The sequence below is a fragment of the Archangium sp. genome, from assembly GCF_057119385.1.
In genome coordinates, this window is record NZ_DBNGVP010000004.1 from 75,669 (window position 1) to 89,526 (window position 13,858).

Consider the following 13,858-nt stretch of genomic DNA (forward strand, 5'->3'; position numbering starts at 1 on the left):
GATGGATACAAGGGGCACTGTCAGATATCGCGCACGTCACCCGGGCAGTTCACCGACGTCTCGCCCGGATCCGCGATGGCGTTGCCGCACGTCGCGGGACAATCCGAGGGGCTGTTCGCGTGGTTCTCGCCCGCGCTCACCAGGCACAGCCCGTCCCCGGAGAAGGGCGTGGGCAGCGCGAAGGCGTTCGGCCAGAGGGTGGCCTGGCCCCGGTCACCCGGGACGAACCGGAACCACAGGCCCCAGATGAACTGCGTCACGTCCTGCGTCTTCACCCAGCCGCGCTGCGCGAGGTGCGCGCCCAGCGAAGGCGCGGACTGCAGCGCCGAGACGCTCGCGAAGTCCGGAACGCCAGGGGTCACCGGGCCCACGCGCTCGAGCGTGTACACGAAGGCCGCCAACCGCTTCTCCGGGTTGTAGACGAGCCACACGCTGGCCAGCCCGCGCGCCTTCGCCTCCGCCACCAGATCCTTCCAGCGCGCCTCGAGGTAGCCGCGGTGGTTGCCCCTGGGCAGCTCGAAGCGCTCGGTGCGGACCACGTGCTGCTTGGAGCGCAGATCCTTGAAGTCCTTCACGCCGATGACGCTGTAGGCCGTGCACTCGGTGCTGGCGAAGTAGGAGCGCTCCGAGAACACGACGCCATCCAGCCGGTACTCGTTGGGGACCCAGTACGCGTACTCCTCGGCGTGCTTCACCGTGTCCACCAGGTAGCGCCCACCGCTGTAGAGGTACGGGTCCGTGGCCGTCGGCAGGCTCAGCGGCAGGTACTTGAAGATGACGCCCGGCCGGGCCGCCAGGTACATCCGGTCCCGCTCGATGACGGCCGGAGCCTGATCCACCGGGAGCGTGGGGTAGAGCTTGTAATCACAGAAGGTCGCGCCCCGAACGCCCCGCGACACGCCCTCCACTCCCTCCGAGGCCTCGAGCTGGAGCTCCTGCGCCGCCTGGGCCGTCTGCTCCGCCGGCTCGGGGAGCTCGCTCCCGCCTCCGCAGGCCATCACCAGCACACTCAGCGCGATCAGTCTCTTCATGGCAGTCACCCCGGAGCCCCCGAGCGGCGTCACCGCGGCTCGTCGGGACTGCTACAGGGCAAGCCTCGTGCCCGCTCAAAACGAGGCTCGATCGCGCAAGGGGCCGCGAAATTTATGGGCCCTGACGTTCGAGCACGCGGAAAGCCCGTGCACTCCGGCTAACCATTCGCGGTCATCCATGACCCCGGTGTCATTCGTGACCAGGACCCCCGGGTAGCGCCAGACCACGCGGATTCCTGCAGCCACCCCGGAAGTTCGTGCCACCGTGCCGGTATGACTGTGGGGCCAGTGCAATGCGCTCCATTGCCCCTGCAGCATTGCGACACGGATGGTGCCGGTTCCCCACGGGAATTGCCCGCCGGGTACAGCCTGGGGTCTTTGGCACCCTCACCCCGGTTCCTCTCCCGAGGGGTTACTGCTTCGCGCTGGGGGCGCTCGACGACAGCTGGCGGATCCACTGCGCCATCGACTCGGGATCGATCGGGCCCACGTGCTTGCCCCGGATGATGCCCTGCGCGTCGATGAAGTACGTCTCGGGCACACCCGCCACCCCGTACGCCACCGCCACGCTGGAGTTCTGATCGATCAGCTGCGGGAAGCTCGCGCCCATCCGCGCCAGGAACTGCTTCGCGTTGTCCTCGGTGTCCTCGAAGACGACACCCAGGAACTGCGCCTGTCCGCCGAACTCCCGCGCGCCCCACTCCAGCACCGGGTGCTCCATCTTGCAGGGCCCGCACCAGGACGCCCAGAAGTTGATGACCATGGGCCGGCCCTTGAGCTGCTCCGACGTCACCCGCATCCCGCTGTCCAGCGCCCGCAGCGTGAACGCCGGGGCCGGCTGGCCCTTCAACATGAAGGGCACCTCGCGCGGGTTGCTGCCGAAGCCCCTGGCCAGCACCGCCAGCAAGCCCAGGCACAGCACCACGAAGCCCACCGTGAGACGCCAGTTCATGCCGCACCTCCCGGATGGATGCCCACGTTCGGCTCGGGCGAGGCCCCCGCCGCCGGGGTCTGCTCCTTCTCCTGCGCCGTCGCCCGGGCCCGCCGCGCCGGCCACACCGCGATCAGCGTGCCCAGCACCAGCAGCGGAATGCTCCACCAGATCCACCCCACCAGCGGGAAGATCCACGCGTTGAAGCTCGCCGTGCCCCGGTCCTCGGAGAAGGCCATCAGCGACAGGTACAGGTCTTCCTTCGCCGTCTCGCGCACCGCCGGCGTTCCCACCGGGTCCGTCATGCGCTCGTAGTAGTTCATCCGCGGCGCCATCTCGCTGACGTCGCCGTTGGGCGCCGTCACCTGCACCCGCGTGGCCACGAAGGTGCGGTGCGGCTCCTGGCCGCTGGTGAGCCCCAGGTACTTCACCTGGTAGCCGCCAATCTTCAGCGTCTCACCGATGCGCACCGTGCCCGAGGTGTGCGTCACGAACGCGGAGGAGGCCGCCACCGACACGAAGATCATCACGATCCCCAGGTGCACGATGTAGCCGCCAAAGCGCCGCCGCGCCTTCGTCGCGCTGCCCAGCAGCGCCGTGACGAAGCCCTCGTTCTTCTCGCTCATCCGCACCTTCACCGGCAGCGCCAGCTCGCGCAGGGTGATGACGGTGACGAAGCCCGCCAGCCCGAACGTCAGCAGCGGGTAGAAGCCCCGCAGGCCGCCCAGCAGGCACGCGCCGACGATCACCGCGCCCACCGCCGCCGGTATCCAGAAGCGCTCGCGCACCCGCTTCGGATCCGAGCTGCCCCACGGCAGCATCGGGCCCACGCCCATCAGGAAGAGCACCATCACCCCGCCGGGCACCGCCATCTTGTTGAAGTACGGCTCGCCCACGCTCACCCGGATGCCGCGCACGGCCTCGGAGATGAGCGGGTAGAGCGTCCCCAGCAGCACCGTGAAGGTGATGGCCACGAACACCAGGTTGTTCACCAGGATGGTGGTCTCGCGCGACAGCATGGACTTGATGTCGCTCTCGGCCACCAGCAGGTGCCCGCGCGTGGACAGCAGCGCGATGCACACGAACATCAGCACCGCGATGAACACCAGGAACGTGGGGCCGATGTCCGACTGCGTGAAGCTGTGCACCGAGTTGAAGATGCCGCTCCGGGTCATGAACGTGCCCAGGATGGTCAGCACGAAGCTGCCCAGCACCAGGCTCAGCGTCCACAGCTTCAGCATCTTCTTGCGCTCGTGCACCAGCGTGGAGTGCATGAAGGCGGTGGCCGTCAGCCACGGCAGGAAGGACGCGTTCTCCACCGGATCCCACGCCCAGTAGCCACCCCAGCCGAGCACCGCGTACGCCCACCACGAGCCGAGGATGATGCCCACCGAGAGGAACAGCCACGCCACCAGCGTCCAGCGGCGCAGCGGCGCCATCCACGCATCCCCCATCTGCCCGCGCAGCAGCGCGGCCACGGCGATGCCGAAGGGCACCGTCATGCCCACGTAGCCCAGGTACAGCATGGGCGGGTGGATGATCATCAGCCAGTGGTTCTGCAGCAGCGCGTTGGGACCCGGCCCGTCCATGGGAACCGGCGACACCGAGTGGAACGGGTTGGCCGGCCCGGCGATCAGGAAGGTGAAGAACACGCCCACCGCCAGCATGGTGCCCAGCGCCAGGGACATGTAGCGCGCGTGCTCGTGGCGGTGCACCAGCGCGAACGCGAGCACGTACGTGCCCATGATCACGCCCCAGAAGAGGATGGAGCCCTCGAGCGCGCTCCACAGCGAGACGATCTTGAAGATGGTGGGCGTGGCGCGGCTGCCCACCTGCGCCACGTAGGCCACGCTGAAGTCGTTGGACAGCAGCGCGTACTCCATCACCACGTTGGCGCTGAGCATGCAGAGGAAGAAGCCCCACACGCAGCGCATCACCCAGGGGAAGGCCGCGTCGTCGCGGCGCATCCCGCCCACCAGGCCCACCAGCGCCCCGAAGCTCGCGAACGCGAGCCCGCCGAGCACCAGCCCGTATCCCAACGTACTGTTCACGGAGTCCTCGCCGCGGCCGTGGTCGCTTCCTGCTTCTGCATCTCCTCGAACATCTTCTTCACGTCGTCATCCGTCTTGGGCGCCCGGTACTCGTTGGAGTGGTTCACCATCAACCGGCTGCCCTGGAAGACCTGGGACTGGTCGAACGTGCCCTCCACCACCACGCCAATGCGCTCGCGGAACATCTGCGGCGGCACCTCGGTGGTGCGCACCAGCACGTTGGCCGCGCCGGGCTGCTCGCTGTCCATGACGCGGAAGTGCAGGGTGGTGTGCTGCTCGTTCCACTGGATGCTGCCCGGCTGCACCTGCCCGCCCAGGCGGATGGTGGGGCCATAGGCCTTCTCGCCCTGGGCCATCATCTCCGAGGGCCTCCAGTAATAGACGAGGTTCTCCCCGATGTTGCCAAAGGCCACCAGGGACAGGCCCGCGCCGGCCACCAGCAGGGACACCACGGCGATGAGACGGTTACGCGTCTGCTGCGTCATGGCTCACTCCTTCGAGTCGTGCGTGGACTGGCCGGGACGGCGCAGCCAGAGGGACAAGGCGTACAGCGACAGCGACACCCAGGCGATCAGATAGGCGGCCCAGATGTACTCCCAGCCGCCCTGGATGCGGCCCGAGCCCACCTGCGCGAGCAGCGGGGACAGGTTCAGTGCGGTCATCATCTCAGGCGACCTCCGAAGCGCGGTTGTCTCGCGGGCCCGGCACGTCCGTGGGGAGCGCCTCGGGCATGGCCACCTCCGCCTCACGCGTGGCCAGGGCGATGCGGTAGCGGTGCAGCAGGAACAGGGTGAGCAGGATGAGGCTCGCCCACGCGTTGACGCGCAGCGCCAGCGTCATGTCCGGATCCACCGTCTTCGGGGTGGACTGCACCTGGTGCAGGCTGCGCCACCACTTCACGGAGAACCACACGATGGGCAGATTGACGAACGAGATGATGCCCACCACGGAGCTCCACACCGCCCGCTTCTCGGGGTCTTCCACGAAGCGGCGCAGCGCCATGTAGGCCACGTACGTCACCAGCATGATGGCCATGGCCGTGAGCCGGGGATCCCAGTCCCAGTACGTGCCCCAGGTGGGCTTGCCCCAGATGGCGCCCAGCACCAGGCCATAGCTGCCGAAGAGCAGGCCCACCTCGGCCGTGGACTCCGCCAGCGCGTCCGTCTTCCAGCTCGACTGCAGCAGGTAGGCCACGCAGCAGGCGAAGTTCACCGTCAGCGTCAGCATCGCCATCCACATGGCCGGCACGTGGACGTAGATGATGCGGTAGACGTCCCCCATCTCCCGCTCGGGCGGCGTCCACTTCAAGCCCATCCAGTTGCCCAGCGCCAGCAGCGCCAGGGCCGCCACCGACATGAACAGCAGCACCGGACGCGCGTTGACGCGCGAGCGCGGCGGCGCCCACTTCGCGCCCAGCCACACGCCCAGCCCCACCGACGTCAGCGCCGCCACCGCCGATACCACCTGCAGCACCGTCTTCAGGAGATCGCTCATTGACCTCTAATCCTCGATGACGCGGGGGAACAGAAGGAAGCCCAGTCCCCAATAAATCAGATTGAAACCGATGAGTAGCCCGTACCATGAGCCCAACTGATTCATCGGGTCGCCCTGCAATACGAGCGATGTCGCCTTCGCGGCGGCGAGCAGCGCGGGAATGATGAGCGGGAACAGCAACAGCGGGAGCAGCACGTCTCTTGCCCGCGCGTTGCTGGCGATGGCCGAATACACCGTGCCCGGCGCGCTGATGGCCATGCAGCCAAGCGTCACCGTGGCCGCGAACGAGCCTGGCCCCATGGTCACGGTCACCCCATAGAGGGCCACCATCACCGGGATGAGCAGGGTGCCGAGCAGCATCAACAACAGGGCGTTGCCCAGGGCCTTGGACAGGAAGATGGCGCGGGCGTCCGCCGGGGCCAGCCTCAACCCGTCCAGCGTGAGGTTCTCCTGCTCCACCCGGAAGGACTCGCCCAGCGCGAGCACGCTGGCGAACAGCAGCGCCAGCCACAGGTAGCCGCCCGCGTTGCGCGCCAGCACCTTCGTGTCCGGGCCCACCGCGAACGAGAAGAGCAGCAGCGTGGCCAGCGCGAAGAAGATGAGCGCGTTGAGGCGTGCCCGCGTCCTCCACTCGATGAGCAGATCCTTCGCCAACAGCACCCCCACCGTTCTCAGCAGGGAGATGGGTCGCGCGCCCCTCATGCCGCCACCGCCCGGCCTTCCTGCAGGTGCAGGCGCTCCTCGCACAGGGACAGGCCCTGCTCGATGAGGTGGGTGGCCAACACCACGGTGACGCCCGAGTCCTTGAGCTCGCGGATGATCTTCTCCATGGCCTGGATGCCGGAGGGATCCAACTCGCCGAAGGGCTCGTCCAGCAGCGCCACCGCGGGGGCCTTCATCAGCAGCCGGGCGATGGCCAGGCGCTTGCGCATGCCCGCGGAGAACTGGCGCACCGGGCTGTCCGAGCGCTTCGTCAACCCCACCTTCACGAGCAGCTCCCCGGCCACGTCCGCCGGAGCGTCCATGCCGAGCAGCCGCGCCAGCACCACCAGGTTCTGGTGGGCCGTCAGATCCTCATAGAGGAAGCTCGCGTGGGACAGGAGCGCCACCTCGCGGCGCACGGTGTCGCGCTGGGCCACGCTGTCGTGGCCGCGGATCTCCACCCGGCCGTGCGTGGGCGCGAGCGCGGTGCCCACCAATCTCAGCAGCGTCGTCTTCCCCGAGCCGTTGTGCCCCGTGAGCAGCAGGGAGCGGCCCTGGGGGAGGGTGTAGCTGAGCCGCGCGAGGGCCCAGCGGCGTCCATACCGCTTGCTGACGTCATGAAGGGCGAGCGCGGGGGGCGGCGCGGGGGAGGCTTCCATCGGCGGGAGCGTTCGTAACTGGAAATTTCTCCACACTCCAGCGAAAGCAGGCCCGTCTGGTTGCACAGGAGCCTGGGAGCGGGGCCCCAGGACGAGACCCGGACCTCCGGGCGTCGCTCCGCGCCGAGGTCATCGGCCGGGGTGGGAGGTCCCCGGTGGACCCCTCGGAGGGAAATCCGCGGGCACGCGGCGGAAGGAAGTTTTTTCAATCGCCTGGGTGCTTTTCCCCCGGGCCTCGCGGGGCCGTGGGGCGGGGAGGGCGCGCCACGGGCCGCTGTCCGGGGCGGAACGGCAGATCTTTCCGCCCGTTGACGCCTCGCTTGCACCGATCCGGGTCCATGGACGTAGCGGATGGGAACGGACTTACCTTCCCGGGGGGCCCGGTCTTCTCGCGACACCTCGCGGGGCGGCTGGCATCGCGCATGCACACGCTGGGGGCACGGAGTTCGGTTCGGGCGGCGGCGTCATCTGGGGGAGGGAGTCAGCGATGGACATGCGGGGAATGGTGCGACGGGCGATGAAATCCACGGCGGCGGGAGTGCTGCATCACAGCGGCCTCCGCAAGGCGCTCGCGGCCTACAGGCGCTATCAGTCCGGGGGGCGTCGCATCCTCATCGTCAGCTACCACCGGGTGGTGGCCGACTTCACCGGGGAGCTCCAGCGCTCCATCCCGGGTCTTCTCATTTCGCAAGAGACGTTCCGGAGGCACCTCGAGGGGCTGTCCGCGGCCGGCTACGAGTTCTGCTCGCTGGGGGACGCGCTGGACGTGATGGCCGGGCGCCGCGTGGCGCGGAAGGATCTGTGCGTCGTGTCCTTCGACGACGGCTACCGGGACGTGTACCGGTACGGCTACCCCGTGCTGAAGCAGATGGGCGTGCCGGCCATCACCTACCTGCCGGCGGCCCTGATCGGCACCGGGCAGCGCTTCAACCATGATCGGCTCTTCCACCTGGTGCGGATGGCGCAGGCCCGGGGCTACAAGCCCGTGTTCGACGTGATGCCCGCGCCCGCCACGGAGCTGTTGGACACCGTGCTCTCCGGGCGCAAACGGCTGTCGGCGGCGCTGGATGACTTCATCGGCCGCTACCCCACCGCCACGCTCGTGGAGACCCTCCAGGCCCTGGAGGAGCGGCTGGGCGCCGGCCCGGCGCTGCTCCCCGAACAGGGAGACCTGATGGATTGGGACGAGGTGCGGCGGATGGTCAAGGACGGCTACGACTTCGGCGCGCACACGCTGGGGCACGTGGTCCTCACGCACGAGCCGCTCGACGTGGTGGAGCGCGAGGTGCGCGAGTCCAAGGCCATCATCGAGCGCGAGGCCGGCATCACCGTGCGCGACTTCGCCTACTGCAACGGCTGGTACTCGGACGAGGTCATCCGCGTGCTCGAGGCCAACGGCTTCCGCTCGGCCGTCACCACCGAGGACATGCCCAACCGTATGGGCGGCGATCCGTTCACCCTCAAGCGCAAGGTGCTCTGGGAGAACTTCAGCGTGGGCCTGACGGGCGCGTACTCGCGCACCCTCACGGTGTGCCAGTTGGATGACTGCTTCAGCACGCTGGGCATGCGCGCTCCCGTCCTGGGCCGGCGCCCGCAGAACGCCCCGCGCGGCGAGGTGGTCTGGTGAGCGAAAGGCAGGCTCCCGCGGTAGCCCCCGCCTCCTCGTTCCTGGGGAAGGCGGGGCCGTTGGTGCTCGCCCGGTTGCTCGGCGCCGGGCTCACCTTCTGCATCCCCTTCGTCCTGGCGCGCGTGCTGGGCAAGGAGGAGTACGGCACCTACTTCCAGCTCTTCCTGATCGCCACGACGCTCTACTACGTGCTGCCCTTCGGGGTGGTGCAGAGCCTCTACTACTTCCTGCCCCGCGCCGACGAGAAGCGCCCCTGGCTGGGCCAGACGCTCCTCTCTATGTCCGGCGCGGGCCTGGTGGCCGGCACCCTGGTGTGGACGCTGCTCGGGCCCGTGGCGCGGCAGTTCCACAACCCCGCGCTGCTCGAGTTCCGCGCGCCGCTCGCGGCCTATACCGCGCTGCTGCTCGGCGCGTTTCCGCTGGAGATCTCCCTCACCAGCCAGGGCCGCACGAAGCACTCGGCCCTCGTGTACGCGGTCTCGGAGCTGGTGCGCACGGCCGCCATGGTGCTGCCGTGCCTGCTGGGCTTCGGCCTGCACGGGATGATGCTGGCGGTGGCGGGCTTCGCGCTCGCGCGCTTCGTGGCCGCGTGGGGGGTGGTGCCGCGGGGCACGGGGCCGCTGCTGCGTCCCGGACTGTGGCGCGAGCAGCTCGTCTACGCGGCGCCCTTCGGCGTGGCCATGGCGCTGGCCATTCCCCAGCAGAACGCCCACCTGTACATGGTGGCCGGCGCGGTGGCCCCGGCGCTCTACGCCGTCTACCGCGTGGGGTGCAGCCAGCTGCCCCTGGTGGATCTGCTCTACACGCCCACCAGCGAGGTCCTCATGGTGCGCCTGGGCGAGCTGGAGAAGCAGGGGCGCCTGGAAGAGGGCGTGGTGGCCTTCCGCGAGGCCGCGGGCAAGCTGGCCTTCGCCTTCCTTCCCTTCGCTGCGTTCCTCTTCGCCGCGGCGCCCGAGTTCATCGGCACCTTCTACACGGCGGAGTACCTCGCGGCCGTGCCCATCTTCCGCGTGAGCGTGCTGGGCGTGGTGTTCGCCATCCTCCCCATGGACGGCGTGCTGCGCGCCCGGGGGCACACGCGCTCCATCCTCTATTCGTACCTGTTGAAGGCGGTGGTGACGGTGCCACTCGTCTGGGTGGGGGTGAAGCAGTTCGGGTTGATGGGCGCCGTCGTGTCCTGGGCCGTGGCCGAGGTGGTGGGCAAGCTCTCCCTGCTCGTGCGCGTGCCGGCGGCGCTGTCCACGCCCGAGCACGCCCTGCGCATCCGGGACGTCATCCCCTGGCGCGAGCTGAGCAAGGCCTCGCTCGCGGCCGCGGCCGCCGCGGCGGGTGTCTTCCTGCTGCGCGCCGGCACGGTGCACGCCTGGGGCGGTCTGCCCGAGGGCTTCCTCTGGAGGGCCCTGCCGCTCGCGCTCGCCGGCCTGCTGTTCTGCCTGGGCTATGTGGGCGTCCTGTACGCCACGGGGGTGCGGCCGTTGAGCGTGCTCGCCAGCCTGCGTGCCCGCGGCGCCGGGTGAGCTTTCGGCCCCCCACCTCCGCGGAGGTGGGAGGTGGACGGTTGGGGGTCCGGGGGACTCCCGCCCTGGAGGGCTGGTACCTAGCTTGGGACTCCGTACAACCAGGGGAGAGGCGTGATGGGGATTGATGCGATGTCGATGTACCGGCTGGGACGCAAGCTGTACCTGCGGGGCATTCCCGTGTTGCCAGCCGTGCTGCGCAAGGCCATCCACTACCTGCATGGCTCGTACATCCCCGCCGAGGCGGAGATCGGCGAGGGCACGCAGCTGGGCTACGGCGGCATGGGCATCGTCATCCACAAGGACGCCAGGATCGGCCGGCACTGCCTCATCTCCCACCAGGTGACCATCGGTGGACGCTCGGGCCTGAGGGATCTGCCGGTGATCGGCGACTATGTGCGCATCGGTGCGGGCGCCAAGATCCTCGGCAACGTGCGCATCGGCGACTTCGCGGTGATCGGCGCCAATGCCGTGGTGGTGAAGGACGTGGCCCCCGGCGCCGTGGTGGGCGGCATCCCCGCCCGGGAGATCCGCCGGGACGCGGATCCGCTCGCCGCCTACGAGAGAGAGATGGGGCTGCGCCCACCGGTGCCGCGCCCCAAGCCCGTCGAGCCGACGGAGCCCCCGCAAGCAGCGTCGTCCGCCGCGCAGTAGACGAGACAGGAGGCAGGGCATGCGAGTGCTCCTCGTCGGAGACTATCCGCCGCCGCATGGTGGCGTGGCCGTGCACGTCCAACAGCTCCACGGGTACCTGCGCGAACGCGGGGTGGAGACGGTGGTGCTGGACATCGGCAAGGGGGGCCGGCCGGCTCCGGACGTCATCCCCGTCCGTACCCCCACCCAGTATGGCAAGCGGCTGGCGGGCTTCCTGCGCGAGGGGTGGACCGTCCACGTCCACACCAGCGGCAACAACCCGAAGTCCTGGATGCTCGCGGCCACCGCGGGCGTGAGGGCGCGTGCACCGCGCGTCATCACCCTGCACTCGGGGCTGCTGCCGGACTACCTGGCCGCTTCCGTGTCGCGGCGGGCCTTCGCGCGTGTGGCCCTGGCCGGCTACTCGCGCGTGGTGGCCGTGTCCGAGGCCGTGCGCGAGGCGCTCGCGCGCTGCGGGGTGCCGGAGGAGAAGCTCGTGGTGTACCCCGCCTTCTGCGGCTCGCAGGTGCGGCCGGGGAGGGTGAGCCCGGAGATCGAAGCGGCACGGGCTCGCCGCCGGCCGCTGCTGGCCATGGCGCACCACCCGTCGCCCGTCTATGGCCGCGGGTTGATGTTCCGCGCCCTGCGGATGATCGCGGACGAGCTGCCCGGCGTGGGGCTCGCCGTCTTCGGACCGGGGACGCGCTCGGAGGCGTTCCTGGAGGAGGCCCGCGAGCACCGGGTCGAGGAGCTCATCGAAGACATGGGCGAGCTGGAGCACTCGCGGGCGCTGGCGCTGATCGCGCGCTGCGATGCCTTCATCCGGCCCACCACGCACGACGGGGATGCCATCTCCGTGCGCGAGGCGCTGGCGCTCGGCGTGCCGTGCGTGGCCAGCGACGTGTGCGGGCGGCCGCATGGGACGTACACGTTCCGCGCGGGCAATGCGGTGGACCTGGCCGAGCGGGTGCACCACGCGCTCGAGCAGGGGCCAGCGCAAGCGGTGTCACCGGATGCGGGACCGGTGCTGCTGAAGCTCTACGGCGAGCTGGTGCAACCGACGATTCTGGGAGGAGGCGAGACACATGCGGCGCAGTGAGGAATTGGAGCTGGCCCGCCGGGCGCTCCGCGGCAGGGATCTGGTGGTCTTCTCCAACGACTGGGATGGGGATCCGCTGTCCAAGGTCCACATCATGCGGATCCTGTCCCGGGACAACCGCGTCCTGTGGGTGAACAGCATCGGCAACCGGGCGCCCAAGGCCAATGCGCACGACGTGAAGCGCATCTGGAGCAAGCTGGGCAAGTTCACCGAGGGCATCCGCGAGGTGGAGCCCAATCTCTTCGTGCTCTCCCCGCTGGCGATTCCCTTCTACGGCTCGGAGCTGGTGCGCGCCGCGAACCGGGAGCTGCTGCGCGCGCAGGTGCTGCGGGCCATGCGCCAGCTGCACTTCAAGCGGCCCATCTCGTGGTCGTTCCTGCCGGCCTCGGCGCCGGTGTCCGGACGGCTGGGCGAGGAGTTCGTCGTCTACCACTGCGTGGACGAGTTCTCCGCCTTCAGCGACACCAACGGCAAGCACATCGCCGAGCTGGAGGAGCAGCTGCTGAAGCGGGCGGACCTGTGCATCACCTCGGCGGACCGGCTGAGGGACAACAAGGTGCGCGTCAATCCGAACACGGTGCTGGTGCGCCACGGCGTGGACTTCAACCACTTCGTGAAGGCGTGTGATCCGGCGACGCCCATCCCCGAGGACATCGCGAACCTGCCCCGGCCGATCTTCGGCTTCTTCGGGCTGGTGGCGGACTGGGTGGATCTGGAGGCGATCGCCGCGACGGCGCGGGCGCACCCGGAGGGCTCGGTGGTGGTGATCGGCAAGGTGGCGCCGGACGTGGATCCGTCGGTGCTGAAGGCCGAGAAGAACATCCACCTGCTGGGGCGCAAGCCGTACGCGGCGCTGCCGGGCTACTGCAAGGCGTTCGACGTGGCGCTGATGCCGTTCAAGGTGAACGAGCTCACGCTCAACGCGAATCCGCTGAAGGTGCGCGAGTACCTGGCGGCGGGCGTGCCGGTGGTGTCCTCGGACATCCCCGAGGTGCGCAAGGTGGGCCTGTGCAAGCTGGCGAAGGACACGGAGGACTTCGTGCGCAAGGTGGACGAGTGCCTCGCCGAGGGCGCCGGTCCCAGCCGCGAGCGCGCCGAGCGCATCCGCCACGAGAGCTGGGAAGCCAAGGTGGAGGAGATCCGTGGCTTCGCCGGCGAGGCCATGGTGAAGGCCGGGCGCGGGTTGTAGCCGCGTCCAGGTGAGCCCGCCGCATCCCCGAGTGATGGATGGGGCGGGCCCCCGGAAGCACTATGCTCGAGCGATGACCACACGTGATTCGCTCATGCGTGCCGGTGCGGTCAGCTCGTGCTGGCTGAGTTCGATGAGGGGGGCCCAAAAAGCCAGTCCGAGAGTTCCTTCATCGAGGGGAACGCCTTGAATGCGCTCTTGGGCACTTCCCGGATCGCAGGACGCTCCGCCTTGATGCCCTCCGCGTTCCCTTTCGAGTGCTTGGCGACCTCGTAGCCGTTCAAGTCGAGTGGTGCGCCGGGTGCCCCGCCGAGAGCGAGGTACGAGAGGCTGACGCGGTGCCCTTCGGCTGGTTCGAGAACAACCCAGACGACACAGCCCGACTGCTGTAATGCAAGTGCCGAGTGGATCTTCTGCTCGCGTGTCATGCCTCCTTTGACCGTGCTCTTGAGTTGTACATGCCGCATGATCCGCTGGCACTCGAGCACGAGATCGTACCCGGCCGCGTCCACGTCGGCCCTGAGCACGTTTACCGGTTGGTGCCGCCGTAGCCAGCCGTCCTGAAGGACTTCCGAGAGGAATGCGTACTCGACGAGCTGCTCTCGGAAACTCGAGAGGGTGGAGTCTCTGAGGATCGCAAGCGGATCCGTGATGTCAGGGGCGAGTGGGTGCATTACGAACCGTTCTCCTTCATGAGGGCCAAGCCCTCGGAACAAAGTCCTTTCAGGGGTGAGCCTGTCCGCACCGTCCACACATGTCACGCCCTCGGGTTCTGTCCGCCTCCCGGGCGCGCTCTTCACGAACTTGTCCAACTGTTGGAGTGCGCCAGGCGAAGCCTGGGTGAGGAGGAAGCGATGTAGGAGCGGAAACTTCACGAAGGGACCCTGCGGGTTCAAACCCCGCCCGGCAAAGGAGGCCGCCAGCC

14 protein-coding genes are annotated in these 13,858 nt (G+C 68.9%); 5 read left to right on the forward strand and 9 right to left on the reverse strand.

Features of this window, described 5'->3' with window-relative positions; genetic code table 11:
- Nucleotides 1–20: 20 nt before the first annotated feature.
- The 8 genes from AC16DP_RS02210 to ccmA form a co-directional block, all read right to left on the reverse strand.
- Nucleotides 21–1,031, reverse strand: a complete 1,011-nt coding sequence (locus AC16DP_RS02210; protein ID WP_329734510.1) for a hypothetical protein — start codon at nt 1,029–1,031, stop codon at nt 21–23.
- Nucleotides 1,032–1,443: 412 nt separating this feature from the next.
- A complete protein-coding gene (locus AC16DP_RS02215; RefSeq protein WP_329734511.1) occupies nt 1,444–1,983 on the reverse strand; it encodes a TlpA family protein disulfide reductase in 540 nt (179 codons plus the stop codon).
- The gene (locus tag AC16DP_RS02220; protein WP_329734512.1) at nt 1,980–4,013 is read right to left on the reverse strand and encodes a heme lyase CcmF/NrfE family subunit; all 2,034 of its coding nucleotides are present in this window, start codon (nt 4,011–4,013) and stop codon (nt 1,980–1,982) included. Before AC16DP_RS02220 ends, AC16DP_RS02215 begins: the two co-directional genes overlap by 4 nt.
- Nucleotides 4,010–4,498 (reverse strand): cytochrome c maturation protein CcmE, encoded by a 489-nt coding sequence (locus AC16DP_RS02225; protein ID WP_329734513.1) that lies wholly within the window; start codon nt 4,496–4,498, stop codon nt 4,010–4,012. The genes AC16DP_RS02220 and AC16DP_RS02225 overlap by 4 nt, the downstream gene beginning before the upstream one ends.
- Nucleotides 4,499–4,501: 3 nt before the next feature.
- The gene (locus tag AC16DP_RS02230; protein WP_329734514.1) at nt 4,502–4,678 is read right to left on the reverse strand and encodes a hypothetical protein; all 177 of its coding nucleotides are present in this window, start codon (nt 4,676–4,678) and stop codon (nt 4,502–4,504) included.
- Between the two features lies 1 nt (nt 4,679).
- Nucleotides 4,680–5,369: a cytochrome c biogenesis protein gene (locus tag AC16DP_RS02235; RefSeq protein WP_329734529.1), complete on the reverse strand. Its 690-nt coding sequence runs from the start codon at nt 5,367–5,369 to the stop codon at nt 4,680–4,682.
- Nucleotides 5,370–5,513: 144 nt separating this feature from the next.
- Entirely contained in the window at nt 5,514–6,209 is a 696-nt protein-coding gene (locus AC16DP_RS02240; protein WP_329734515.1) for a heme exporter protein CcmB, read from the reverse strand.
- Nucleotides 6,206–6,868: a heme ABC exporter ATP-binding protein CcmA gene (gene ccmA, locus AC16DP_RS02245; RefSeq protein WP_329734516.1), complete on the reverse strand. Its 663-nt coding sequence runs from the start codon at nt 6,866–6,868 to the stop codon at nt 6,206–6,208. Before ccmA ends, AC16DP_RS02240 begins: the two co-directional genes overlap by 4 nt.
- A gap of 517 nt (nt 6,869–7,385) precedes the next feature.
- Between ccmA and AC16DP_RS02250 the strand changes: the two genes are divergently transcribed.
- The 5 genes from AC16DP_RS02250 to exoP all read left to right on the forward strand — a co-directional run bounded on the left by AC16DP_RS02250 (nt 7,386) and on the right by exoP (nt 12,933).
- A complete protein-coding gene (locus tag AC16DP_RS02250; protein ID WP_329734517.1) occupies nt 7,386–8,495 on the forward strand; it encodes a polysaccharide deacetylase family protein in 1,110 nt (369 codons plus the stop codon).
- On the forward strand, nt 8,492–10,012 hold the full coding sequence (locus AC16DP_RS02255; protein WP_329734518.1) for a lipopolysaccharide biosynthesis protein: 1,521 nt from the start codon (nt 8,492–8,494) through the stop codon (nt 10,010–10,012). The genes AC16DP_RS02250 and AC16DP_RS02255 overlap by 4 nt, the downstream gene beginning before the upstream one ends.
- 117 nt (nt 10,013–10,129) lie before the next feature.
- On the forward strand, nt 10,130–10,666 hold the full coding sequence (locus AC16DP_RS02260) for a serine O-acetyltransferase (protein WP_329734519.1): 537 nt from the start codon (nt 10,130–10,132) through the stop codon (nt 10,664–10,666).
- A 19-nt stretch (nt 10,667–10,685) separates the two neighbouring features.
- Nucleotides 10,686–11,744: a glycosyltransferase family 4 protein gene (locus tag AC16DP_RS02265; protein ID WP_329734520.1), complete on the forward strand. Its 1,059-nt coding sequence runs from the start codon at nt 10,686–10,688 to the stop codon at nt 11,742–11,744.
- Entirely contained in the window at nt 11,731–12,933 is a 1,203-nt protein-coding gene (gene exoP / locus AC16DP_RS02270) for a spore coat polysaccharide biosynthesis glycosyltransferase ExoP (RefSeq protein WP_329734521.1), read from the forward strand. Before AC16DP_RS02265 ends, exoP begins: the two co-directional genes overlap by 14 nt.
- Nucleotides 12,934–13,043: 110 nt before the next feature.
- Here exoP and AC16DP_RS02275 read toward each other — a convergent pair.
- On the reverse strand, nt 13,044–13,858 hold an 815-nt coding region (locus AC16DP_RS02275; RefSeq protein WP_483956606.1), incomplete at its 5' end, for a hypothetical protein.